This is a genomic window from Mycobacterium sp. IDUB_28 (genome assembly GCF_055419285.1).
The window spans coordinates 1-23877 of record NZ_JBVAXK010000024.1; the positions used below are offsets into that span (position 1 = coordinate 1).

23 protein-coding genes and 2 pseudogenes are annotated in these 23877 nt (G+C 65.7%); 11 read left to right on the forward strand and 14 right to left on the reverse strand.

From position 1 onward, the window contains the following. From ACZYZ9_RS25955 to ACZYZ9_RS25965, 3 genes and pseudogenes are all read right to left on the reverse strand, one after another. Positions 1 to 281: pseudogene (locus ACZYZ9_RS25955) on the reverse strand (MobF family relaxase); the annotation flags it as partial. A 304-nt stretch (positions 282 to 585) separates the two neighbouring features. Beyond that, on the reverse strand, positions 586 to 1698 hold the full coding sequence (locus ACZYZ9_RS25960; protein WP_463829027.1) for a rep protein: 1113 nt from the start codon (positions 1696 to 1698) through the stop codon (positions 586 to 588). A 427-nt stretch (positions 1699 to 2125) separates the two neighbouring features. Next, complete coding sequence (locus ACZYZ9_RS25965; RefSeq protein ID WP_043416525.1) at positions 2126 to 2332, reverse strand: hypothetical protein; 207 nt, start codon at positions 2330 to 2332, stop codon at positions 2126 to 2128. Between the two features lie 1091 nt (positions 2333 to 3423). Here ACZYZ9_RS25965 and ACZYZ9_RS25970 point away from each other — a divergent pair. From ACZYZ9_RS25970 to ACZYZ9_RS25985, 4 genes are all read left to right on the forward strand, one after another. Next, positions 3424 to 3981 carry a ParA family protein gene (locus ACZYZ9_RS25970; RefSeq protein ID WP_346408039.1) on the forward strand — a complete coding sequence of 186 codons (558 nt, stop codon included), beginning with the start codon at positions 3424 to 3426 and terminating at the stop codon, positions 3979 to 3981. Further along, a complete protein-coding gene (locus ACZYZ9_RS25975; RefSeq protein WP_346408040.1) occupies positions 3974 to 4204 on the forward strand; it encodes a hypothetical protein in 231 nt (76 codons plus the stop codon). Before ACZYZ9_RS25970 ends, ACZYZ9_RS25975 begins: the two co-directional genes overlap by 8 nt. Positions 4205 to 4450: 246 nt before the next feature. Further along, the gene (locus ACZYZ9_RS25980; protein ID WP_346408041.1) at positions 4451 to 5170 is read left to right on the forward strand and encodes a hypothetical protein; all 720 of its coding nucleotides are present in this window, start codon (positions 4451 to 4453) and stop codon (positions 5168 to 5170) included. A 61-nt stretch (positions 5171 to 5231) separates the two neighbouring features. Then, positions 5232 to 5528 carry a hypothetical protein gene (locus ACZYZ9_RS25985; RefSeq protein WP_463829028.1) on the forward strand — a complete coding sequence of 99 codons (297 nt, stop codon included), beginning with the start codon at positions 5232 to 5234 and terminating at the stop codon, positions 5526 to 5528. Between the two features lie 26 nt (positions 5529 to 5554). Here ACZYZ9_RS25985 and ACZYZ9_RS25990 read toward each other — a convergent pair whose 3' ends face one another. Together ACZYZ9_RS25990 and ACZYZ9_RS25995 are read right to left on the reverse strand one after the other, a co-directional pair. Beyond that, a complete protein-coding gene (locus ACZYZ9_RS25990; protein WP_463829029.1) occupies positions 5555 to 5698 on the reverse strand; it encodes a hypothetical protein in 144 nt (47 codons plus the stop codon). A 207-nt stretch (positions 5699 to 5905) separates the two neighbouring features. After that, entirely contained in the window at positions 5906 to 6601 is a 696-nt protein-coding gene (locus ACZYZ9_RS25995; protein ID WP_463829030.1) for a TetR/AcrR family transcriptional regulator, read from the reverse strand. Between the two features lie 105 nt (positions 6602 to 6706). Here ACZYZ9_RS25995 and ACZYZ9_RS26000 point away from each other — a divergent pair, with 105 nt between their 5' ends. The 3 genes from ACZYZ9_RS26000 (at position 6707) to ACZYZ9_RS26010 (ending at position 10970) form a co-directional block, all read left to right on the forward strand. Continuing rightward, entirely contained in the window at positions 6707 to 7339 is a 633-nt protein-coding gene (locus ACZYZ9_RS26000; RefSeq protein WP_463829031.1) for a TetR/AcrR family transcriptional regulator, read from the forward strand. Positions 7340 to 7410: 71 nt separating this feature from the next. Beyond that, complete coding sequence (locus tag ACZYZ9_RS26005) at positions 7411 to 7854, forward strand: DUF6188 family protein (RefSeq protein ID WP_463829032.1); 444 nt, start codon at positions 7411 to 7413, stop codon at positions 7852 to 7854. Beyond that, positions 7851 to 10970: an MMPL/RND family transporter gene (locus ACZYZ9_RS26010; protein WP_463829033.1), complete on the forward strand. Its 3120-nt coding sequence runs from the start codon at positions 7851 to 7853 to the stop codon at positions 10968 to 10970. Before ACZYZ9_RS26005 ends, ACZYZ9_RS26010 begins: the two co-directional genes overlap by 4 nt. Here ACZYZ9_RS26010 and ACZYZ9_RS26015 read toward each other — a convergent pair. The 4 genes and pseudogenes from ACZYZ9_RS26015 to ACZYZ9_RS26030 all read right to left on the reverse strand — a co-directional run bounded on the left by ACZYZ9_RS26015 (position 10967) and on the right by ACZYZ9_RS26030 (position 14865). After that, the gene (locus ACZYZ9_RS26015) at positions 10967 to 11443 is read right to left on the reverse strand and encodes a PaaI family thioesterase (RefSeq protein WP_463829034.1); all 477 of its coding nucleotides are present in this window, start codon (positions 11441 to 11443) and stop codon (positions 10967 to 10969) included. The two genes, ACZYZ9_RS26010 and ACZYZ9_RS26015, sit on opposite strands and share 4 nt — an antisense overlap. Positions 11444 to 11483: 40 nt before the next feature. After that, the gene (locus ACZYZ9_RS26020; protein ID WP_463829043.1) at positions 11484 to 11927 is read right to left on the reverse strand and encodes a PaaI family thioesterase; all 444 of its coding nucleotides are present in this window, start codon (positions 11925 to 11927) and stop codon (positions 11484 to 11486) included. A 50-nt stretch (positions 11928 to 11977) separates the two neighbouring features. Continuing rightward, positions 11978 to 13653 (reverse strand): annotated as a pseudogene (locus ACZYZ9_RS26025) (MFS transporter). Between the two features lie 3 nt (positions 13654 to 13656). Beyond that, on the reverse strand, positions 13657 to 14865 hold the full coding sequence (locus tag ACZYZ9_RS26030) for a cytochrome P450 (RefSeq protein ID WP_463829035.1): 1209 nt from the start codon (positions 14863 to 14865) through the stop codon (positions 13657 to 13659). Positions 14866 to 14933: 68 nt separating this feature from the next. Between ACZYZ9_RS26030 and ACZYZ9_RS26035 the strand changes: the two genes are divergently transcribed. Beyond that, positions 14934 to 15530: a TetR/AcrR family transcriptional regulator gene (locus ACZYZ9_RS26035; protein WP_463829036.1), complete on the forward strand. Its 597-nt coding sequence runs from the start codon at positions 14934 to 14936 to the stop codon at positions 15528 to 15530. Further along, positions 15527 to 16567 carry an LLM class flavin-dependent oxidoreductase gene (locus tag ACZYZ9_RS26040; RefSeq protein ID WP_463829037.1) on the forward strand — a complete coding sequence of 347 codons (1041 nt, stop codon included), beginning with the start codon at positions 15527 to 15529 and terminating at the stop codon, positions 16565 to 16567. Before ACZYZ9_RS26035 ends, ACZYZ9_RS26040 begins: the two co-directional genes overlap by 4 nt. A gap of 75 nt (positions 16568 to 16642) precedes the next feature. Here ACZYZ9_RS26040 and ACZYZ9_RS26045 read toward each other — a convergent pair whose 3' ends face one another. Then, positions 16643 to 17068 carry a MerR family transcriptional regulator gene (locus tag ACZYZ9_RS26045; RefSeq protein WP_463829044.1) on the reverse strand — a complete coding sequence of 142 codons (426 nt, stop codon included), beginning with the start codon at positions 17066 to 17068 and terminating at the stop codon, positions 16643 to 16645. Between the two features lie 11 nt (positions 17069 to 17079). Beyond that, on the reverse strand, positions 17080 to 18621 hold the full coding sequence (locus ACZYZ9_RS26050; protein WP_463829045.1) for a SulP family inorganic anion transporter: 1542 nt from the start codon (positions 18619 to 18621) through the stop codon (positions 17080 to 17082). Positions 18622 to 18960: 339 nt separating this feature from the next. Between ACZYZ9_RS26050 and ACZYZ9_RS26055 the strand changes: the two genes are divergently transcribed. After that, complete coding sequence (locus tag ACZYZ9_RS26055) at positions 18961 to 19548, forward strand: recombinase family protein (protein WP_463829038.1); 588 nt, start codon at positions 18961 to 18963, stop codon at positions 19546 to 19548. Continuing rightward, a complete protein-coding gene (locus tag ACZYZ9_RS26060; RefSeq protein ID WP_463829039.1) occupies positions 19541 to 20377 on the forward strand; it encodes a TIGR02391 family protein in 837 nt (278 codons plus the stop codon). Before ACZYZ9_RS26055 ends, ACZYZ9_RS26060 begins: the two co-directional genes overlap by 8 nt. Positions 20378 to 20701: 324 nt before the next feature. On the opposite strand, the gene ACZYZ9_RS26065 is transcribed toward ACZYZ9_RS26060, so the two are convergent. From ACZYZ9_RS26065 to mobF, 3 genes are all read right to left on the reverse strand, one after another. Beyond that, positions 20702 to 21031 (reverse strand): hypothetical protein, encoded by a 330-nt coding sequence (locus ACZYZ9_RS26065; protein ID WP_463829040.1) that lies wholly within the window; start codon positions 21029 to 21031, stop codon positions 20702 to 20704. A 13-nt stretch (positions 21032 to 21044) separates the two neighbouring features. After that, positions 21045 to 21197, reverse strand: a complete 153-nt coding sequence (locus ACZYZ9_RS26070) for a hypothetical protein (RefSeq protein WP_463829041.1) — start codon at positions 21195 to 21197, stop codon at positions 21045 to 21047. Beyond that, on the reverse strand, positions 21181 to 23877 hold a 2697-nt coding region (mobF, locus tag ACZYZ9_RS26075), incomplete at its 5' end, for a MobF family relaxase (protein WP_463829042.1). The genes mobF and ACZYZ9_RS26070, both read right to left, overlap by 17 nt.

A 23877-nucleotide genomic window follows, 5' to 3' on the forward strand; every position in this document is an offset into this window, starting at 1 on the left:
GCCCGGCCGCACTCCCCGTTAGGTGCTACGCCACTGTCCAACCAGCGCGCCACCACATCCGGATCCGCATCCCCACCGACCCGCTCAGAAGCCCCCAACCCCACCGCTTCAGCGACCGTCTTCACGTCCCCCGCGCACACCCAGACCGGGGTGCGGGTGTCGCGTTCGGCGTAGTACTCCGCCAATCCCCCGTTGGCTTTCTGCCGATCCGCCACAGCATCACCGACCGCCCGCGCAGTGTCGTTGTAATAGTTCACCGACCACAACGACAACTTCGCCACCGTCAACACCCTGACCCACCTCCTCCCCGACCGATCCCGCCCAGGATCACAAGAGGAAACCCCGAACGGGACCGGCACCACCAGCATCGCACAAAATTGTGCAAATGTGCCATACCCTTAGATGGTAAAGCAGTACTGAGGGTCAGGGGTGGGTTGTGAGAGGGCAGCGGGGATACGGTGAGCGGGCGAAGATGGAACAGCGAGAGGGTGGGGAGAGAAGCGGGAGGCAGTGCGGAAGACGTAAGTGAGAAGCGACGAACAGGGCGCTGGTAGGGGGTGCTGAGAGTCGCGTCTGGCCGCAACGTCAGCGCGGCGGTTCGCAACCACTAGGTGCGTCGTCGACCGGAACGTTCAACGGTGCGCGCTCCATCGCGTCTCCGCGGACCGCGCGGTGGTCTGCGGAGAGTCGGTTCATCGCGCCGCCGTGCCGTGTCTGGACCGACAGCCCGATGTCGCGTCGCAACGACGCGATGGGCGTGCTGCTGGTGTGGCCCTCACGGGGGCGTTGGGCGCGCTCGGTGAGCACTCGGCGGATCTCTTCTCGGGCGGCCGCGATCCGAGCCCGCGACGCGTCGGTGAGCACCACGGGCCGTGGCGTCTGGTCGATGCTGGCGGCGGCGCAGCCGCCGGCCTTTGTCGGGGTCGTCTCGGGGGGTGTCCAGGACAGCCGTCGCAACCGGCTGGCCAGGAACGCACCGGGGTTGGCGATCTGGTTGGGCCAGGTCGTTCCTCGGGCACGCATGTCAGCGTTGAGGGCGTCGTTGACCGCCCGCGCGGACCACACCGCGGGGTCGATACCGGCGCCGCTGAGTGCATCGCAGATGGCACCGATATGGGCGCGATCGAGACCGTGAGTGATCGCCACTAGTCCAGCGGCCAGTTTCTGGGTGGCCAGCGGTCGCGCGGTAGCGCGCCGCGGCCGTGCTTGTCGCGTCTTGTCGCAGCATCGGTTGGCGGGCGCGCTCGCGCGCCCGCTTGGTGAGTAATTCCCTACGGGAGAAGAACAACCAACACCGCCTGACGGCGGTAGGTGGAAATCATGCACGAGTGGTGGGGTCGCGGGACGGGCTTCGCGACGCGGCACCAAGTGGTACACCGAGGGTCGGCGGCCGACGCTGGGGGTGTTTGTCGAACCGTGGCCCCGCTGCGCTTCCACGGCCCATCTGGAGACCCGCAGCACGCGCCAGGCGGCGGTCACGGTGCGCACGTCGCAGCCCACCTTGTCGGCGATTGTCGCGCGGGTGACGGCGACGTGACGGCCGGTGCCGTGATCGGCGTGCTCGGCCATCACCGCGGCGATCGACAACAGCGTGGCCGTGGTGATCGACACCCGCGCCTCAGCGCACAGCTGTCCGAACGCCGGGGAGTGCACCCACCGCGACAGCCCGTCGAGCCAGCCGGAGCGACTGGTCCACATCGGCGCAGACGGTGCGCAGGAGCCGGCGCGCGTCACCCAGTCACGGCGGCGCTCGTGCGCCAGCGCACGCACCACATGTGGGCTGGGAGCAGCAGGAGCTACAGCCGCGCCGAGCGGCGTCGGCCGCGCACTGCTCGCCCGACATGCGCGGGTACTGATGAGGTCACGGTTTGCGCACCGATCGCGCGGCGAATCTGGTGCAGCTTCGAAGCGTGCGCTACCGTGAGAACTGTCGGCCAAGACAGATCCCTTCGGGGAATGGGTGCGGACCCAGAACCGAGCGCCAACTCAGTTCGAAACCTCAGACAAGGGCCTCGCTAACGCGGGGCCTTCGTCATGTCAGCGGGTAATCCGCACACCGGCTATTCAGATGTCACATATGCCAAGACCCCCTGCCCAGCAAACGTCTTGAGGCCTGGCGAGGTGATCACATCGCCAGCGGCAGGACCTCCTTGTCGAGTTCGCGAACCAGCTCGGGGTGGCCTACGTGGGCGGCGAGGACGTCGGCCACGTACTGGCCCATTGGGATGCCGCGTTGCGCGGCTTCGCGTTTGACGATGTCGTAGACGACGCGATCAGGCCGCGACATGATCTGCGCGCGATCGCCCTTATGTGTGCTGCGCCTTTGGGCCATGGTGGAGACTCTGCCAGCGGAACAGCGCGTTACCTGATAACGACACGCGCACATCCCGTCTCTCCTTTCACACGGCTACCGTTCGGGTTGTGATCGATGCAGCCGAGCTGGAGGCGGCCATCGCGGCGGTGTACGCGGCCCGGCTCCCGATCCCGACGTGGTGGCCGGTGGATAGGGCGCTCAACGAGTTCTTGGACCATGCCGGGGGTGCCCCCGTCCGAGTAGCTCGCCCCCGGAGTCTGGCCAGCGTTTCCCGCCCAGCTTCCTCGTACTGGCCCGTTTGCGTGGTGGGTGGCGGCTGTCCAGGCTCGACCGTAGGTCGACCGCGCAGCGGCGGTTACAGGCCTTGACGGCCACCACCCACCGTTTCGCCACAATCGAGGCCGAGGAAGTCCGCTCTCCTCCCCTATGCGGCGGTGGGCGCTCACGGTCGTCGCACGGACGTGATGATCGCCACCACCGCTTCGAGGCCGACTCCGACGATGGCGCCGATCGCTCGGCCCGACTTCGCCGATGGTGACCTTGCAGTCGGGAATGCGGGCCAGGTAGCCCGCGAGCACGCAGATCGGCAGGCCCAGGACCGTGATCGCCACCACGATGACGGCTACGACGATCAGGACGGATTCGCTCATGGGGCGTCTCCTTGTTTGGTGGTCAGGAGATGGCTCCTGGAGCTGGCAGTCGTCCCGCTCTCTTCTTGTGCGCTGGCACAGCGTGCTTGACAGGGCACTGGCCGCACCTTTCTCGTCGTGGTTCCGGTACACGGGGGAAGTACCGGCCCTAGACCTGGTTTCCGTCGCGTGGTGCGGCGGCAGTTCCAAGTCTCGCCTGAGCAGGTATAGACCTGCGGGGTGCAGCGGCCGATCGCCGAATGCACGGCACCGCGAGAGAAGCGGGTTGTCAGGGGTGGTGGTGTCACGGCTTCTAATGCCCCTTCGCCCGGCAGAATCCCGAAACATCATGTTGTTACGTCAAATCACAATGCGGAAAGTGCGCTCTGAGCTGCTGAGACGTAATAACGTCATAACGTAACGACGTGTATACGTCATTGCGTTATGACGTATACTCGCGGCATGCCTACAGTCTCTTTGGTGCACACCAAGGGCGGCGTTGCGAAGACAACGTCGGCGGTGTATCTCGCAGTGGCCGCGCATCGCCGTGGCCTTGATGTCGTGCTTATCGATGCCGACCCTCAGGGGTCAGCGCTGGAGTGGGCGTCGGCCGCGGCCGACGACCCGTTTCCTTTTCCCGTGGTGCCGGCCCGGCGGCCACTCGACGTCAAAGGCCGTCAGGATCTGACGATCGTCGACACTCCTCCTGGTACGGCACAGGTGATTCAGGAAGCGATCGAACTCGCCGATCTGGTCGTAGTGCCCACCGGGGCCTCACCGCTGGACGTGCGCCGCGTATGGCCAACCCTGGAGATCACCGCACACAGACCGACTGCTGTCCTTTTGACCGGTGTCGACCTGCGCACCCGTTTAGCCGATGAGGTGAAAACCCTGCTTGAGAACGAGGGGGTGCCGGTGATCGGGACGCGGATCGTGCGGCGTGAGGGGATTCGGCGGGCGTTCGGTTCGGCTCCGAGCCAGCTGCACGGCTATGACGACGTGTTGAACGAATTAATGGAGGCGCTAGTCCATGTCTGATCTGTCCTCAAAGATGGCCGCGCGGGTGAAGACGGAACCGGCAAAACGGGCGGCCGAAGCGTTCCGCTCCCCCACTGACGACATGCAGCGTGCCACCGTCTATCTGCCTCGTGCCACGGTGCGTGGGTTGAAGCAGGCCGCCCTGGATCAGGACACGAGCATGAGCAAAATTCTCACCGACCTGGCCGAACAGTGGCTGGCTCAGAACGTAAAGACGCAATGACGTATAGACGTAATTACGTTCTTACGTCATAGCTCGTGGGCTTGGTGCAGGCAGGTGGGCCGCTCCTTCACAAGTCGTTGATGCTGTGACGGGTCCGGTGTATGCTCATTTGCAGATGCAGCCGGTCTCCGAGCTGTTCGTGAAGAAGCCTCCCTCCTTGTGAGGGGGGCTTCCTTGTTTCTGGCACAGTGACCGGTTATGCCCGTAGTCCCGGCTGAGGTCTTCAAGTGCCTACACGCTTCGCGATTGGCGCACTATCGGGCGGTTGCGGGCGGTCAGGATGCCGACGCTCTGGCGTTGTACGAGTGGAATATCGAGCTCGCCTCGGCCTTGCAAGATCCGCTGGGTATTGCCGAAGTCGCAGTGCGTCACGCGATCGACACGCAGCTAAGCAACTGGTCGCAACAACATGGACATGGCGCTGACTGGATCAACTACATCGCCCACATTCCGTACCTGTCTGGGCCGGCGGTGTTCACCACGACGCGTCACAAGTTGTATAAGGCAGCAGACCAATCACGCCGATCTAGACCGGCGAGCCATCCCCGGCACGGGGACGCGATCACCCATGACGACCTGGTGGCTCACGTGATGTTCGGAACCTGGGCCAGCCTTCTACCGGAGAAGTTCGACGCGAGCTGGGTGGACCCGAACGGAAATCCGGTTCAAAACCAGGTGAACCTGCAAGCTCGACGCGACTTGTGGCGCAACTGCCTGCACGGGGGATTCCCGAATGTCAGACAGGACCCACGGGGTTACGGCACGGGTAACAAGGTGCGCGACCTCCGCAAGCTCCGTAACCGCGTTTCACACATGGACTCGCTGCTCTATGTGGACGTGAAACACCTACACGACCGTGTTCTGCTGCCGCTGCTGAACTCGATCAGCTACGACCTACACGATTGGGTGGATGGTCGGAGTCAGGTCCGCACGGTGCTAGCTCAAAGGCCGGGAACTACGACGTAATGACGCATAGACGTAATAGCGTATTTGCACCTATACGTCATTACGTCACTTAGAACGCCTAATGCCGGGGGAGGGGCATCACGGGCTGACCGATGACGACGTGCAGGCGCTCGACCGACGCGCGCGCGAGATGGGAGGCGTCATCGGCTGGGATCTGGAGTTCGTCGTCGCCCCCAACGCGGAATACATCGGTCTGGCGGCCGGCGGCGGCGCTGAACACGCTGACCAGATCATCGTCCTCGGCCCCAGCCGCATCACCGATCTTGCCGTCCACGAGATCGACCTCGCACTCGACGCACTCCAGCACGGCGAACGGCACATCATCCTCGACGAAGACGGCGACCCTCGGCTGATCTGAAACAGGCGGCCGGGGGGCATTCCCGCCTACGGCTCTCCAGTCCGGCCCGCATAGCGGTCCCGCGCAGCCTGACGTTCAACATTGGCGGTCTCGCTGTTGAACTCCGACGCCAGCTGGGCGTAGCCGACATTGAGGTCATCCGGGTCGGGCGCGGCTTCCGTAGGAATCACTTCGACCTCATTTTCGGGGAAGGCCGTAGCGGGTGCGGATCACCAGTCCGAGGTCCGAGTTCGCCCGCGGTAGTGGGGCTCGGAGAGCGCCGCCGTGTGGGTTGTAGGCCGATAAGTCGTTGTGGGACTTGGCATCCAGCGGCCTGGGGTCTTCGACGTTTTAGTCGGCATTCATTCTTCGGGGATCTGCACGAGCAGCAGCGCATTTCACTGAGCTCGACGTCTCGGCTCGGCATTTCCCGGCGGGGTGCCTGCCGTGGCTGGTGGTGTGGTGTTCGCGTGGTGAATGGCAAGGAAGTCGTCGGCGATGTGCGTGCAGTCGTCGGCGTTGATGACTCGGAGTCCGGTTATTTTCGCGAAAGCGAGCGGGCCGATGAGTTGGCAGAGTGCGAGGTCGGGGTCGAATTCGCGGAGTTGGCTTTGCGCTGCGGGGCTTTGCAGGAGCGTGTCGAAGGGTTGGCGGTAGTGGTCGATGAGGCGTGCACGCAGTGCGCCGGTGGCGTGGTGATTGTCGTCGTCGCCCTCAGTGTTGGTCGGCCCCATGGCCAGCCATGCCAGCATGGTGACGTGGAGGGGAGCTTCGTTGAAGAGGCGGGCTTGCCGGGTGAGGAGTTCGACGAGTTGCTCTCGAAGGTCACCGTCGGTGGGCGCGGGAGTGCTCACCTGGGGCAAGAGACGCTCGAACGTCGCCGCTAACAGCTGCGAGGAACTGCTGAAGTGCCGGTAGAGCGTCGTGCGGGCCACTTTCGACGCCTTGGTGACAGCCTCGATCGTGACTGCTTCGACGCCACCGGTGCTGAGAAGCGTTGCCGCAGCGTCGAGAAGACGGTTGCGTGAGCGTGTGCGGCGCGGGTCGACGTCGTCGTCGGCGGCGTTGGCGTTGAATTCGCGGTTTTCGACCATGGTGACTCGTTTCCCCGGTGGCGGTTGAGGCTAGCGCTGGTCCGACAACCCCCGTTAGGGTACTACCGGTAGCGCACCGACACCGATGGTATTGGAGGTGGCGCGTTGACGACTCCGGCGACCGTGACCGCCGGTCTCGCCGGGGCGGCTCTAGCGACCACCGCCGGCGCGCCGCTGCGCCGAAATGCGATCATCTTGGATGCGGTGCTGGCGATCGCACGCGCCGGGGGCTACGAGGCTGTGCGGATGCGGGTGGTGGCCGAACACGCCGGCGTAGCGGTCGGGAGTCTGTATCGGCACTTCCCGTCGAAGACACACCTCCTGGTCAACGCGTTGACTCGGGAATTTCGACGCCTCGACCAGAGGTGGGATTGGTCGGCCGACAATGCCGACACGGAGGGGCCTGTGGCCGGTTTGACCGCCCGCCTGCATGCGGAATGGCAGCGTGAACCCCTCCTCACCGAGGCCATGGTGCGCGCGTTTGTCGCGGCTGACGCGTCGGCCGCCGCGGAGGTCAACGAGGCCGCGCAGGTCATCGAGGGGTTGATGGCACGCGCGGTGGGCGGTGCGCGAGCGACGACTCGGGATCGACAGATCGCCGGTCTGATCACGGACGTGTGGTTGGCCAATCTCACCGCCTACATCGGCGGGCGAGTCTCAGCGCCTGCGGCACAACACAACATCGACCGCGCCACGTCTCTGCTGCTCGGTGCAACCATCCGCCCCCTTGCACAGTAACGCTACCAACGATAGCGTAGCGATACCGACAGTTCCACTTGCCTGGTCGGTGCAGGGATGGAGGCAGGGTCGTGCTCAAGCAGTGGATCGAAGAGTGCGTCGTTCAGCGTGTCTGCCTGCGCGACGGGCTGGTACTGAACCTCGATGACTACAACGAGGTCGTCATCGCGCGGCCGTTTCGGTTGACGCTGCCGCCGGCCGGCGCGTACCCCGCCGAAGTGGTGATGATCGACCCCTGTTGCATCGCACCCGAGCAGCGGGCGCTGCTGGATTTGGCCGGCTCGACGTGCACCCGCGCGTGGTGCGGCGACGACGGTGCTCTGCACCTGCAGTTCTCGCGCGGGCACGGTATCGATGTGCACTCCGACGAGCACGCCGCCGCCTGGGAACTCTATGGAAAGCATCACGGCTACATGGCCTGCTTGCAGGGCGGTCGCGTGCGGGTTGTGCGTCACGATCTGCCCGACGGCGCTGATCCCGCCGCGGCCGGCGATGTGTCCGCCCCGTCGGTATGAGCGACGGCGAGAGCGGTTCAGCAGCGGATGTGGCCGAGGACGGCCGCCGCCGGGGCACAGTTTCTGAGTTGGCACATTCCGCCGAGTACAGTCGCCGGCTCGCCGCCGTCGGTGCCTTCACGCTGCGTCACAAGGCGTTGGTGATCGGTGTGTGGATCGGCACGGCGGTGGTGCTGGCCGTGTTGTTCCCGCAGTTGGAGACCGTGGTGCGGCAGCAGTCGGTGGATTTGGTGCCCCGTGACGCGCCGTCGTTTCAGACCGTGGACCGCATGAGTGAAGCCTTCGGTGAACAGGGCTCCAAGACGATGCTGTTCGTCGCGATGGAAGACCAGGCAGGGTTCACACCGCAGGCGCGGCAACGTTATGGCGAACTCGTCGACCGCCTGCGCGCAGACCCCGAGCACGTTTTGCGGGTCCAGGATCTGATCGCTGACCCCCTCACCGAGGCGCAGGCTGTCAGCCAGGACCGCAAGGCCTGGTTCCTCCCGGTGGGGATCGCCGGCACCTTGGGCGATCCGACAGCCGCGGAATCGGTGACCGCGGTCCGCGCGATCGCCGCCGACGTCTTTACCGGCACGTCGACCACGGTGCACGTGACCGGTCCGCCGTCGACGTTCAGCGACCAGATCGCCAGCGCTGAGCATGATCTGCTGTTCATCTCCCTTGCGACCGCCGCGCTGATCGCGCTGATCCTGCTCATCGTCTACCGGTCGGTGTTCACCGCGCTGCTGCCGCTGCTGGTGATCGGGTTGAGTTTGGCGGTCGGACGCGGGGTGCTCTCGGTGTTGGGGGAGATGGGTATGCCCGTCTCACAATTCACCGTGGCGTTCATGACGGCGATCCTGCTGGGGGCGGGCACCGATTACAGCGTGTTCTTGATCAGCCGCTACCACGAACAACGCCGCGCCGCCGTGCCGGCCGACCAGGCGGCCATCGACGCGACCGCCAGCATCGGGCGGGTCATCCTCGCGTCGGCGGGCACTGTCGCCTTCGCGTTTCTGGCGATGATCTTCGCCAAGCTCAGCGTGTTCGCCGCCCTGGGACCAGCGTGCGCGGTCGCGGTGATGGTCGGATTCCTGGCCACGGTCACCCTGCTGCCACCGGTTCTATCCGTGGCCGCCCGCCGCGGTATCGGTGATCCGAAACCCGATCGCACGCAGAGGTATTGGAACAGTATCGCCGTGGCGGTGGTGCGGCGACCGCTGCCGCTGCTCACGGTCAGCCTGGTCATCTTGCTCGCGCTGTCGGCGGCCGCGGTCACCATCACCATCAGCTACGACGACCGCAAAGGCCAGCCCACGTCCACGCAGAGCAACCAGGGCTACCAGTTACTCGATCGGCATTTCGACAAGGACGTCGTGATCACCCAGTTCCTCGTCGTCGAGAATCCCACCGATATGCGCACGGGGAGAGGTTTGGCCGACCTCGACGAGATGGCCTCCCGGGTTTCCCAGCTCCCCGGGGTCGCCCAGATCTCCGGTGTCACCCGCCCGACCGGTCAACGTCTCGAACAAGCGCAACTGTCGTGGCAGAACGGTCAGATCGGCAACAAGATGGCCGACGCAGCCGCGCAGGGCAACGCCCGGAAAGACGACTTGGCCAAACTCACCAGCGGCGCCGACCAGCTCGCCGCCGGTCTCGGACAACTGGATCGTGCGGTGGCAGCCGCGCTGGGGCCGCTGACCGGTCTGCTCACCCAGGCCCAGGACACCGCAACCCGCGTCGACCGGCTCACCCCGCTGCTGCACCAGCTGTCGGCGACCGCGCCCAGCGTGGATCAAGCCATCCAGTCCGGGCCCGGTCTGCGTCCCCTCGCCGAACAAGCACGCACCGCGATCACCGCCATCGACCCCCTCCTGGGGACCCTCGACACCTCGCCGTGGTGCACCACCACCCCACAGTGCGCGCAGATCCGTGACCAGATCCGCGTCCTGATCACGCTGCGCGACACCGGGTTCTTCGACGACATCGCCAGCCTCGGCGACCGCTACAACCCCGACACCGACGCCACCGTCACTGGCACCCTGGCCCAGGTGCAGACAGCGGTCACCTCCCTGGACAAGGCCTTCGGCAGCATCGCCGGCCAGGGCGATTTCACCGCCAACGTCAACCGCCTTCGCGACGGCATCAGCCAGCTCGCCTCCGGCGCGCAGGCGCTGGCCGCCGGTGTCCACACCCTCGCCGACAGCAACATCGAAATGCTCTCCGGGATGAGTCAGATCGCCGCCCAACTGCAGAACTCCGCCCGAGCCAGCGCCGGCTCCGACACCTCCAGTGGCTTCTACCTTCCGGCCAGTGCCTTCCAGAACCGTCAATTCGCCGACGTCGCGGCGCAATTCCTGTCCCCCGACGGCAAGACCGCGCGCTTTGTCATCAAGTCGGCCGTCGACCCCTACAGCGGGGAGGCGATGAACCTCGCTCACGACATGGTCGACACCGCCAACACTGCGCGCCCCAACACCTCACTGGCAGAGGCCACCGTGTCGGTCGCGGGTTTCCCGGCGGTGAACTCCGACATTCAACGACTGCTCTGGAGCGATTTCACTCAACTGGCGATCGCCACACTGATCATCGTGGGCCTGATCCTGGTCCTGCTGCTACGCGCCATCATCGCCCCGCTCTACCTGCTGGGCACCGTCATCCTCAACTACCTGGCGTCCATGGGGATCGGTGTGATGGTGTTCCAATGGTGGCTCGGCCACGACATCGCCTGGCCGGTACCGCTGCTGGCCTTCATCATCCTGGTCGCCGTCGGCGCCGACTACAACATGCTGCTGGTATCGCGGCTGCGCGAAGAGTCGACCCACAACATCCGCGTCGGGGTTCTGCGCACCGTCGCCAACACCGGCTCGGTCATCACCTCCGCCGGACTCATCTTCGCCGCCAGCATGTTCGGCCTCATGGTCGGCTCGGTCGCCATCATGATCCAAACCGGTCTGATCATCGGGTGCGGACTGCTGCTGGACACCTTCCTTGTCCGCACCCTCACCGTGCCCGCCATCGCCACACTGCTGCGGGAGGCCAGCTGGTGGCCTCACCGTGGCCCCACCCGCCGACCGGCCGCGACCACCCAGGACGCCGCATCCACCCCACGGCCCGCCCCCGCCAGCACCTAAAGGTCGCCGTGCGGGATGCGGCGGGTGGCTTTCAGGGCCGTTGGTGCGACGACGGTGACGGTGCCCTGGGCCGCGCACACCAACGCGCCGTCGTTGGTGATGTCGATCCGTGCCACGCCGCTGCGCTTGGCCAGCGACACGATGTCGGTGACCGCGATGCACTCCCCATCGGATACCGGTCGCAGCAGATTGAGCTTGAATTCGGTGGTTGCGACCCATGATCCGGGGGCGATGACGGGGTAGAACACCACGCCCAGGCAGTGATCGACCATCGCTGACAGACACCCGCCGTGCAGGGTGCCAAACGGTGTCAGCAGATCCGGGCGTACCTGCATCTGCGCGACGAGCCGACCGGCGACACACTCGGTGTGGCGGAAGTCCAGGAACCCCGACAACCCGCCGGCGGCAGTGGCCGAACCGAGCAGCTCATCAGCGACAGCGGCATCGAAATGGGTGAAGTCACTGCCTCGCATTGCCTCTCCTTGCTGTGGCCGCGTGGGCTGGCTGAGCTGCTCACTGACCGTGATCGCCGCTGAACCGTTCGAGCATCTCCCCGAAGTCGCCCAGGTCACCGTAGGCGGCGAAGTGTTCGACCCCCACGACGATGAATGTTGCGGTGGCGGTGAACCGCACGACACCGCCCTGGCCGGTTCCCGTCGCGCTGACGTGCAGGGCGCGACCGTCACGCGCGTCGATCTGCGCGACGATGCGGTGGGGCTGATGTAGCGGCACTGGTGCGCGGTAGCCGACCGCCAGGTTGCCGGTGACCGCGGGCGCCCCGGCGACCCACAAGGTGAAACCCAACAGGTCATCGCACGCCGCGGCGATCGCGCCGCCGTGGGCCAACCCCGGTGCGCCGATGTGCCGCTCGTCGAACACGACGTCGGTGTACACCTGCTGCCCCGACCGGAAAACGGTCATGCGCAGCCCGTTCGGGTTGTCCGGTCCGCACCCCATGCAGGTGGGACTGTGCGCCGGCAGAGGCACTGCATCGGGGTGCGGCGTCGTCACCGAAGGTCCCTTTCCTTCTCGACGTGGCCGGCACCGAGCGTAGTGCGGTGCTGGTGGGCTGCGCCCGCGGCGTTCGACGACTCGGGCGGTCTGCGCGCAGCATGGCCTGCTGGGGCGTCCTGCTCGGGTGCCGGCAGCGGCTGCCGGCGTTGGCGGCCCGGCGCCCAGGCTGCGAGGATCATCGCGCTGGCGGCACTGATCACGGCGAGCACCGTTGAGGCCTGGGCGATTCCGTCCACGAAGGCGGCTTTGGCTACATCGGCGAGGTGCTGCGCAGATGGCCCGCCGCGGTCGACGACCTGCAAGGCAGCGGCGAGGGACTCGGTGAACGGTTCGCGGGCCGCTGCGGGAACGGCGGGCAGCGTGGATGCGATGCCGTCGGTGTAGCGGGCGGCCAGCACGCTACCCGCGATGGCGATCCCTACCGCGGCGCCGAGCTCGCGGGCCGCGTCGTTCACCGCGGCGGCCACCCCCTGGCTCTCGTCGGGGACAGCACCGACAATCGCGGCGGTCGCCGGTGCGGTGCACAGTCCCAAACCGGTGCCCATGACCGTCAACGGCCAGAACAGCTCCAGATACGCCGCGTCCACACCCAGTCGGCTGGTCAGGTACAGGCCGGCGGCCATGACGACCAGCCCGGTCACCGTGATCGAGCGCAACCCAAACCGGTCAGACAGCCGCGTCGCGAACAGCGAGATCAGCACCAGCGGAACCACGATCGGCGCCAGCGCGACAGCGGACTGCAGCGGCCGATACCCCATCACCAACTGCAGGTACTGCACCAGCAGAAGGAACACGCCGAACATGACCAGGAAGTGCAACGTGATCGACAAGGTGCCACTGCCGAATCCGCGATGGGCGAACAACCGCAGATCCAGCAACGGATTCCGCCGCCGCAGTTCCACGACCACAAAACCGGTCAGCGCCACTAGCCCGCCGCCGGCCAATCCGAGCACCAGCAGGTCGGTCCAGCCGCGGACCGGCGCGCCTCGGTGACCGCAACCACGACCAACCCGATAGCGACCGCGACGAGCACCGAACCCACGTAGTCCATCGGCGGCGGCGCCTCGTCGCGCGACTCCGATAACGTGGATGCCGCCACCAGCAGCACCACCCCGGCGCCGGCGAGTCCGATGAAAATCGATTGCCACGACCACACTTCGAGCAGCAGACCCGACGCCAGGATGCCCAGCACCGCACCCGATCCCGCCACACCCGCCCAGATCCCCACCGCACGGCCGCGGTGATGCTTGGGAACACCCGCGGTGAGCAGCGACAGGGTGGAAGGCATGACGAACGCCGCCCCCACCCCGGCGACCGCCCGTGCCGCGATCAGCCACATCGGCTCCTGCACCGCCAGCGGAATTAGCGACGCCGCCGAGAACACGATCAACCCGACGATCAGCGCGGCCCGACGACCGTAACGGTCCCCGAGGGCGCCGGCAGGCAGCACGAGACACGCCAGAGCCAGGGTGTACCAGTCGACCACCCAGGTCAGTTCGCTTTGCGTCGCTCCGGTCGTGGCCGCGATGTCCGGTAGCGAGGTGTACAGCGCGGCCATCGACCCGATGACCAGCGCCACCGACAGACACGACACCACCAGCGTCCACTTCTCCGACGACGCGCCAACCAGCGCGGCACCGCGGCGGCCACTCGTCGAGGGGTCGGCCATGCCCTAGGCCGCAGCCCACGTGATCGGCAGCGAGGTGTATCCGCGGATGGGCCCGGACCGCAGCCGGCGTGCCGAGTCGAGGTCGACGTCCCAATTGGAGGTGATGTCGAGTAGGGCGCCCAGGGCGATGCGCGTTTCCATCCGCGCCAGCGCCGCCCCCAGGCAGAAGTGAACCCCGCGGCCGAACGCCACCTGATGCGCGCATGGGCGATCGATGTCGAACACGTCCGGATCGGCGAACACACGTTCGTCACGGTTGGCCGAGCCGAACAGCAACAGCACCCGATCACCGGCCTGCATCCGGGTGCCGTGCAGTTCCACGTCTCGGGTCAGAGTCCGCGAAAGTCCCTGTGCCGGTGAGTCATACCGCAGTAGCTCCTCCACCGCGGGCCCCAGCAGGCCGCGATCGTCGGCCAGCCGCCGCCGTATCTTCGGGTGCTGGGCGAGCACCACCGCAGCATTGCCCAACAGATTGGTCGTGGTCTCATAGCCGGCGATCAGCAGCAAAGCGCAGAAGCCGAGCACTTCCTCATCGGTCAGGCCCACCCCGTCGACCGTCGCGGACACCAACGCAGACATCAGATCCTCGCGCGGGCGCTCGCGGCGATCGGCCAGAAAGTCGGCGAAATAAGCGTAGATCGCCGCGGCAGCGTTCAAAGCGTCCGCGGTCTGGCCGTGCGTCACGTCCACCTGGACCACCTGAGCCGACCACCGACGGAACTGATCTCGATCCTCAGCCGGAACACCCAGCAGATCGGCAATGACCGCCGCGGGCAGCACAGCGGCGAAATCAGTGACGAAATCCGCCGACCCCGACCCACCAGCCGCCGCGGCCAACAGGTCACCGGCCAACCGCGTGATCGCCGGCTGCAACCCATTGATCCGGCGAGGAGTGAAGGCGCGGCTGACCAACGCACGCAGCTGATCATGGCGCGGCGGGTCCATCACGATCATCATCGGAAGGAACGACTGCACGAAGTCCGACCCTGGCGGCGTGGGAAAAATCCCGTCCACCGAGGAATACGTGCCGTAATCCAGCGCTGCGGCCTGCACATCGGCATGCCGACTCAACACCCACGTGTGCGACTCCTCAGCGCGATACACCGGCGCCGAGTCCCGCAGCCACCGATACGTCGGATAGGGGTCATCAAGCACGGCGGGGTCAAACGGGTCATACCGCACCGGGTCATACCCAGCCTGCACAGCGACCACGACAACCTCCCACCAAGGCCAGTTTCCGGGTTTAGACTAGGAGTCCAAACCCGGAAACGGAAGAGGTCATGCGCAAAGTCCCTCACCACATCACCGACAAGCTGCCAGCCGCCGCGGACCTCTTCGCCGAGAACGGGCTCAACGACAGCAAGATCGAAGACGTCGCCGCGGTGACCGGCGTGCCGAAAGCAACGCTGTACTACTACTTTCCGGGCAAAGAAGACATCCTGGCGTTCCTGCTCCAAGAGCTGCTGCGCGACATCTCCGCCGCGGTGAAAACAGTCGTGGCCGGTGACGGCACCGCCGCCGAGCGGCTCGTCGGCGTCATCGGCGCGCAACTGCGCGTGATGGGCCAACGCCCCGCGGTCTGCCGCGCGCTGATCGGAGAACTCGGCCGCGCCGGCCGAATGCCCGCGATCGCCGAGATGATCAACACCGCCTACCAGAAGCCCGTCGAAGACCTCCTCGTGGCCGGCGAACACGACGGCTCCCTGCAACCCCAGCCCGACGTGCAGGCCACCTCGATCGCGTTGTTCGGCGCGGTCACCGTCAGCGCCTTGATGTATTTGGTCGCCGGCGTCGACCTCGATGAGACGACCGTCGGTGACACACTCAACCGCCTCGTCATCGACGGACTGCGACCACGCCACCAGGACCGCTCGTGACCACCTACGGCCTATCTGTACAAGGCGCCGACCTCAAATCCCTGTCCAGGACCGCCGCAGCCGCGGACCGAGCCGGGTTCGACGCCGTGTGGGCATCAGAGTTCTACACCAGATCTGGCTCCATCTCGATGGCAGCGATAGCCGCCACCACAACCACCTGCCGAATCGGATCCTCGATCCTCTACGGCGTCGGACGCAGCCCCCTGGTCCTGGCCACCGAAGCCCGCGACCTCGACGAACTCTGCGGCGGGCGCGTCATCCTGGGCCTCGGAAACGGCACCAAACGGATGATGAGTGGCTGGCACGGTGTCACCGACACCTCAGCCCCTGCGCTGCGAATGGAAGAACTCGTCGGCCTGCTGCGACGCATCTGGAACCTCCACGAAGGACCGATCCACCACGCCGGACGGTTCTACACGCTCGACCTGACACCCACCGGGGACATCGAGCCACCCCAGCGAACCATCCCCATCATCACCGCCGGCGTGCGGCCCCGCATGTGTGAAGTCGCCGGGCGCGTCGCCGACGGCCTCGCCGGACACCCCCTGTTCACCACCACCTACATCGAAGAAATCGTCCGCCCCGCTATCGCCAAAGGCGCCGCACACACCGGCCGCGACCCTCGCGACGTCGAAATCATCTCCATGGTGATGTGCTCCATCCACGACAACCCCGACATCGCCAGACAAGAACTCGCACAACAGATCGCCTTCTACAGCTCGGTCAAATCCTACGAATCCGTACTCGACGTCAACGGCTTCGCCGCCGAAGGCCGCACGATCCGAGAAGCCTTCGCCCGCCGCGACTTCGGCGCAATGTACAACGCCGTCACCGACGACATGATCGACACCATGGGCGTCGCCGGCACCGCCACCCAAGTCCGCGAAGGACTACGCCGCTACCACGGCGTCCTCGACCACATCATGCTCTACCCCCCCTCAATCGGCGTCGACCCAGCACGACTACAGGAAAACCTCGACACCCTCATCACCGAGTGCGCCCCACCCCGCCTTGACCACTCAACCGCCACCGGTTGACCACCACATCTCCGACACACGCGCACATCTGCCGAATCAACCAATCACGATGGCCGCCTGTATCGAGATTCGAGATCAGTCAGTTGTCGTCTCAGACGGGCGGCCACCACGATCTGCCGACGAGTCGTGTGCCAGTGCTCGGGTGGTGAGTAGCCCGGTCAGTTCCTCTGCGTAGGCGAGATGCGTGCGGAGCTTGCCGGCGCTTTCTTGAGCCTTCGAACGGCATTCCTGCAGGTAGCTTGTTGCGGTGGTGCGCTGATCGTGGGATGCGTTATCGCTGTCGAGGAGGGCGAGTGAGTCGAGTAGGCCTTTCATCTCGGTGAGAGTGAAGCCCAGGGGCTTCATCCGCCGGATCACCAACAGTCGGTCGACGTCGGATTCGGTGTAGAGACGGAAACCGCCGGCCGAGCGCGCGGACGGGGTGACCAGACCCACCTCGTCGTAGTGGCGCACGGTGGCGACGGACAACTCGGTGCGGGCAGCCACCTGCCCGATCTGCATATGCGTCTCGGTCAATGCCCTGCTCCCAGGGTTCCGGAGAGCCGGTCGTGGCGGTCGGCGGAATCGGTGTTGAGACCGATGATGTCGACGTGTTTGCCTTTGGCGCGGTATTTCGTGGTCACGGCGTCGAGCGCGGCGACGGTGGAGGCATCCCAGATGTGGGAGGCGGACATGTCGATCACGATGTTGGTGGGGTCGTCGGTGTAGTTGAACTGGTACACCAGGTCGTTGCTGGAGGCGAAGAACAGTTCACCGGTCACACGGTAAACGACGGTCTCGGGGGTGCCGTCGTGGTTGCCGTCGGATTCGCTGACCTTTTCGACGGTGACCAGGTGTGCCACGCGACGAGCGAAGAGCACCATGGCGGTCAGGGCTCCGACGATGACGCCGTAGGCGAGGTTGTGGGTGGCCACGGTCACCACGACGGTGGCCAGCATGACCAGTGTTTCGCTGCGGGGCATGCGGCGCAGAGTTTTTGGGGTGATGCTGTGCCAGTCCATGGTGCCGACCGACACCATGATCATCACCGCCACCAGTGCGGCCATCGGAATCAGGGCCACGATGTCACCCAACCCGACCACCAAGCCCAGCAGGAACACTCCCGCCAGGAACGTCGAGATCCGGGTCCGGGCACCAGAAACCTTGACGTTGATCATGGTCTGGCCGATCATCGCGCAGCCACCCATACCGCCGAAGAAACCGGTGACCACGTTGGCCACGCCTTGACCCCAGCCTTCGCGGGTCTTGTTGCTGTGCGTGTCGGTGATGTCGTCGACCAGCTTGGCCGTCATCAACGATTCGAGCAGGCCGACCAGCGCCATCGCCAACGCGTAGGGCCCGATGATCGTCAACGTTTCCCAGGTCAACGGCACGTGCGGGAAGAACAGGGACGGCAGACTCGAGGGAAGCTCCCCCTCGTCGCCGACGTTGGGAATCTGCACGGAGAACACGATCGCCGCTGCGGTGAGGACCACGATGGCCACCAGCGGCGCGGGAACGATCGTCGTCACCTTCGGCAGAAACACCATGATGATCAGGCCGACGGCCACAAACGGGTAGACCAGGGCCGGCACCCCGAGCAAGTGCGGCAGCTGCGAGGTGAAGATCAGGATCGCCAAGGCGTTGACGAAGCCGACCATGACGCTGCGCGGGATGAACCGCATGAGGCGGGCGACACCGAGCACGCTGAGCAGGATCTGCAAGACACCGGCCAACAGGACCGCCGCCACGAAGTAGTCGAGCCCGTACTGGCGGGCCAGCGGTGCGATGACCAGGGCGATGGCACCGGTCGCCGCGGAAATCATCGCCGGACGACCGCCGACGATCGCGATGGTCACCGCCATCGTGAAGGAGGCGAACAACCCCACTCGGGGATCGACCCCGGCGATGATGGAGAACGAAATGGCTTCCGGGATCAACGCCAACGCCACCACCAAGCCGGCCAGAACTTCGGTCTTGAGGCGTTTGGGCGACCGCAGCGCCGCCAGCACTGACGTGCTGGGGTCACCCGCCTCCCGCACTGACGGTGACGACGAAATCGGTTGAGAGACCACAGGTTTCCATTCCAAGTGCAGGCACCTCAGTGCCATCGATCAATAGGGAGGCTGTCGCGTCGATGCGAGCGCCGCGCACTCTGCAACCGATACAGTGCGAGTCGCGCTGACTCATGCCGCGTATGACCCTACTCTCACCTTAGATGAGAGTAGGAATATCGTGCCGCAGCTCACAGATACGGACGGAAGCGACAGCCCTGTCTCGTTTCTAGAGAACCGAGACGGGCCTGAGCGCATCCCCCGTCCGCCCCATAGCCCGAGGTGGAGGTGTCTCATTTCTTGTCTCATTCCGGCGTGTCTCAGATCTGGGCTGTCGGTGGCAAATGAGACAGTCATCGCATGACGGCGATCCTCGGCTACGCCCGAGTTAGCACCACCGGCCAAGACCTCGATGCGCAACTGGCCGTACTCGCGGCCGCGGGCGTCGCCGCAGGCCGAATTTTCACCGACAAGCTCTCAGGGTCAGCCACAACAGAGCGCCCTGGACTCGCTGCGATGCTCGACTACGCGCGAGCCGGGGACACGGTCGTCGTGGCGGCCGTTGATCGGCTTGGCCGTTCCGTTGCCGAAGTCACTCGCACCATCGCCGACCTCGGTGAACGCCAGATCATGTTGCGCACGCTGAGGGAAGGCGTCGATACCGCTACTCCAGCTGGCCGCGCCGTAGCAGCCATCATGGCGACCCTCGCCGAACTCGAACTCGAACTGGGCCGGGAGCGCCGAGCCGCGTCCCGCCATTCACGCCGTTCCCGGCAGCTACCGGCGACTAAGCCGACAAAGCTCAGCCCCGATCGGCAGGAGCAGCTGCGGCGCCTAGCAGCTACCGGAGAACCCGTTACGGAGCTCGCTGCCGCGTTTGGGATCGGTCGGGCCACTGCCTACCGGTACCTCGCCAATAATCAAGCAAGGCAACAACTTAATGCCTGAACCAGCATGGCAGCTCGCCACCTTGACTGCGGTGGCGCAAGTGCTTGGCGACACCCAAGAAGGCCTCAACGGATACCAGATTGGCCAGCTGCTAGGCCGTCTGAACATGGAAGATCCCGGCACCGGTCTGACGAAGTGGAAGCGGCTGGAGGAGGCGTTCGTCCGCCGACAGAACACCGACGGTCATCCGCAGCGGATCATCACGTTCATCCAGCACGTCATGGACCCCACCAACTACGTCGGCAGACCCGAACTGTTCACGCTACGCCAAGATCAGCTCGATGAGGTCCTGACCTTCGTCGGCCTCCGTGTCGGAGACACCGGCAAGGTGCACCGTGGCCCCAGGTCCTCCACTCTTGACGAGGCATCCCGCAACGCCACCTCACTGCGGGCAGAGATACGACGGCGAGACACCCACGGCGAGGTGCTGCGCTACTGCACCGTGGAGCTGCTCAAGAAGAACAACTTCCACGCCTCACTGGAGGCGACGAAAAGTGTGTTCGAACGGATTCGGCAGATGTCGGGTCTCAGCGGCGACGGTGCCGCACTGATCAATGCGGCCCTGTCCCTCGGAAAATCAGGAGTTCCGGTCATTGCGATCAACGCCCTGGCCTCCCAGACCGATCGCGATGAACAAACGGGCTTTGCCAATCTCATCAGAGGGCTTTTCGGCATGTTCCGGAACCCGGTGGCTCACGATCCGCGTGCGCTACGCGCGGTAACCGACACCCAGCTGCTTGAACTGGCGACGACGCTGTCGCTAGTGCACCGGCGGCTAGATGTCGCCTCTGTGACGCATCCATCCGCCAGCCAATCGCGCATTACATGAAATTGCCTCCAGCACAATAGAATACGAATCTTCTGTTAGGTGTCCGGATGCTCCCCTTCGTCATCTTCGTGGAACCACTCAACGTTCTTCGCTGAACACTTCCCGCGCCGCCGCCGCAAGCTCGCGGAGTGTCTCATAACGGTCGGTATTGCTGATCGCGTCATCACGCATGCGATGGATCAGATCTGGGACATCGGGAGATCCCCCGAGAGACTCCTATATATCGGGGCCGGGTTCAGGTGAAATGCCCGCAGGTCGCATGCTGCGCCCCTAACCAGGGCATGCTCAGACATTTCGTGCCCGGAGGTATGGAGCTGCGGACTTTTAATCCGCAGGTCGCGGATTAATGTCAGACCAGACCTCAGCAATCGCATCCCTCATTAACTTGCGGCGTCGGGTGTCCATGAGCTGATCCCGCAGCGGTGTGGAGCGCTCGACCACGATGAGTACGCGCACCCGGCCGCTGTCGAGGGTTGTGGCGAACGTACGGATTTTCCAGCCGAGTTCACGTCCCACGCGCCGGCCGATGGAGCGCAGCTTGTCGACCCCGCTGAGGTCGTCTGGTTCAAAGATCTGCTCGAAATGATCGGCCTCTCGCAGGGCGGCGGTTACCTGGTCGAACAGCAGGCGGTCTGGGCCCGTTGGCTGTGGCATGGGTTCCGGTCTCCTATCCGGCGCGCGGTGGCATGCCGTCGAGCTCGGCGATCATTGCGGTGAGGACGCTGTGGCCGCGGTGTGCCCAGTCGATGGCGATACGTTCAGCGGTCGCGTCGATACGGTCAGTGTCGAGCACGGCCGGCGGGTTAGAGGCTGAGGTCATAGCCTTGGTCCCTTTCCTGGCTTCGGGTTTGACTGCGGTCGAGCCCCAGAGCGCGGTCGAGGGCTCGATCCTGTTGTCTACGTTGCGATCTCCGATGAGTAGCCAGTCTGGCGGTGACGGCTCGCTGGTGGCCGGCGACCAGTGCGGCGACCCGCTCGGGCAGCTCGTGGGCCGGTGTCTGGGCGGCGGTGTGGTGGGCCGTTTGGGCGGGGGTGTCGTTGCCGATGATGTGGCGCAGTGTCCGGCCGGCGTGGGTGGGGGTGCCGCGGTGCGCGAGGTGAACCCCGTCGGACAGGTCGCGGTGTTGGTGATCGCCTTCCCCAACCGAGCGTTGGTAAAGGTAGGCGTGATTGGAGGCGCGGCCGCGGGTGAGGGCGACGTAGGCCAGGTTGCGGGTGGCGGTGTCGGCGAGCACGGCGTGGGTGCGCTCGGCGGTGACACCTTGGGCGGTGTGCACGGTGACCGCGTGCCCGAGCTGTACATGCTCGCGCAGGTAGTCGTCGGCGAAGACGGCCAGTGCGTGGTCGCCGTGTCGGCGTGCGGCGATCCGTGGGCGGTCGGGGGTGGTGTCGACGGCGACGACGTGCCAGCGCTGCCCGTTCCGCACCGGGGCCTCGTCCTGGATCGGGGTGCGGGTTTTGTTGGCGGCGGTGACGGTGATGGTGGGGTCGTTGCTGCGGGTGACGATGACGTCGCCGGTGCCGATGTGGTGGTTGCGCGCCCCGGTCACCGTGGCCACCTCGAGGCCCTGGCGGGCGCGGTCGGCGACAGTGTGGTCGTGGACTCGGCGGTTCAGCGCGTCGGTCATCTCGACGGTGTCGGCCAGCAGCAGGCTGTCTTTCCCGGCGGCGAGGTCAGCCTGGTGGGCGGCTAGGGCGTCGGCAGCCATGGTGACCTGATCCCCACACGCCAGGCGGTGGTGGTTGCGGTACCAGTCGATCGCGCGGCGCACCGGGGCGGGCCCACCATCCCGCAGCGCCAGGGACGCCGCCCGCTCGGCGGGGTCGTGTTGGCGCCACACCTCGCTCAGGCGTTGGGTCCAGGGCAGCTCGTCACATAGTTGGGCGAACATGCCGCCGCGCGCTTTGACCGGGGCGAGTTGGTGGGCGTCGCCGACCATGACGGTTTTCGTTCCGGCCGTCGTCGTCGCGGACAGCAGTTGGCGCCATTGATGGGTGCCGACCATGCCGGCTTCATCGACCACGACGACATCGAACGGGCCCAAGGTCAGCTGGCCTTCGGCGAGTCGTTTGAGGGCGGCGTGCATGGTGTAGCCCACCGATGCGGCGCCCTCGGCGAGGGCGACGTCGACGGCTTTCCCGGTGGGGGCGATGACGATCATTTTCGCCTTGTGGCGTTTCTCGACGATGGTGCGCAACGCCCGCATCGAGGTGGTTTTTCCTGCGCCCGCCGGCGCCGACAGCGGCACCACTAACTGCGGTGTGGATGCGATCGTGGTGACCACCTGGTGCTGTTGTTCTGAGAGTTTCAACGCCGCGGCGGTGTGCTCCGGGCGGACCCACGCTGAGGACCGAACATTGGCGGTGTCGACCAGTTGGAACAGCTGAGATTCCTCGGCCAGGATTTGGTCGACAGTGAACCGTTCCGAGCCCTCGCGTTGATGGGCGCGCCGCGGCGCAGTCAACCGCATCCCGACGGTGTCCACGCACGCTTCGATGACCTGACGGGGCAGCGGCGCCGCCACGTCCTCACCGGCCCCGCTGTCGACAATTAGAGGTAACTGCGCGCCGATGATCTCGACCAGATCCGCGCGGGTGAGCGCGGCTTTGTCGGCGCGAGAGGCCATCGCCGCGACCGCGCGGCGATCCACCACGATCCCGCTGCGCGTGACGCGCGCGGTGGCCGTCTGTGCGGCGCGTTCACGGGCGGTACGCGCCTCGAGTTGGCCGTCGCGCTCGATCCGGAAACCCCGGCGCTCGGCGCGCCACTGCTCGCGCAGCTCCGCCCACGACAGCGACTCCGGTTTACGCGGTCGGGTGGCTTTTTGCGCGGCCGCCAACTGCGCTTGCGACAGACTCTTCCCACCCTCGACAACGGTCAGATTGGATGCCGCCCACTCCCTCAACGCGGTGCTGCGCGTCGACCAGGCGGTGATGGTTTTCGGGTCGATGCCGGCGATCTCGGCCATCCCAGTGCGGGCGTCCACCCGCCCCCACTCCACCCCGATCAAGCGGTGCAGTTCGTGGCGCAATGTGGCCTGATAAATGATCCCCGCCGCGCGCGCTTCGTGAAACAACGACGTGCCGTCAATGGACACCAACCGGCCATCAGCGCGGGCCTGCCGATTGGGAACCAGCACGTGGGTGTGCAGGTGCGGATCGCCCGCCCGCGACGTCTCATGCTGATAGGCCGCGGCCACCAAACCCGGCAACTTCTGGAGGTCTTTTTCTCCCGTGACCGGGTTGTGCACCCGGGTGTAGCCGGCATGCGCGCTCAGGTACTCCAGGGCTTCCGCGATGGCTGTTTGGTGCGCCGCGTTGACCGCTTTGTCGGCCACATCGTTGCCGAAAACCCGCACCAACGACACCGACTTCGGGGCACAAAACGTCAGATCGAACCCGTGCACACCACCCGTGCCGTGCGCCCGGCCGCACTCCCCGTTAGGTGCTACGCCACTGTCCAACCAGCGCGCCACCACATCCGGATCCGCATCCCCACC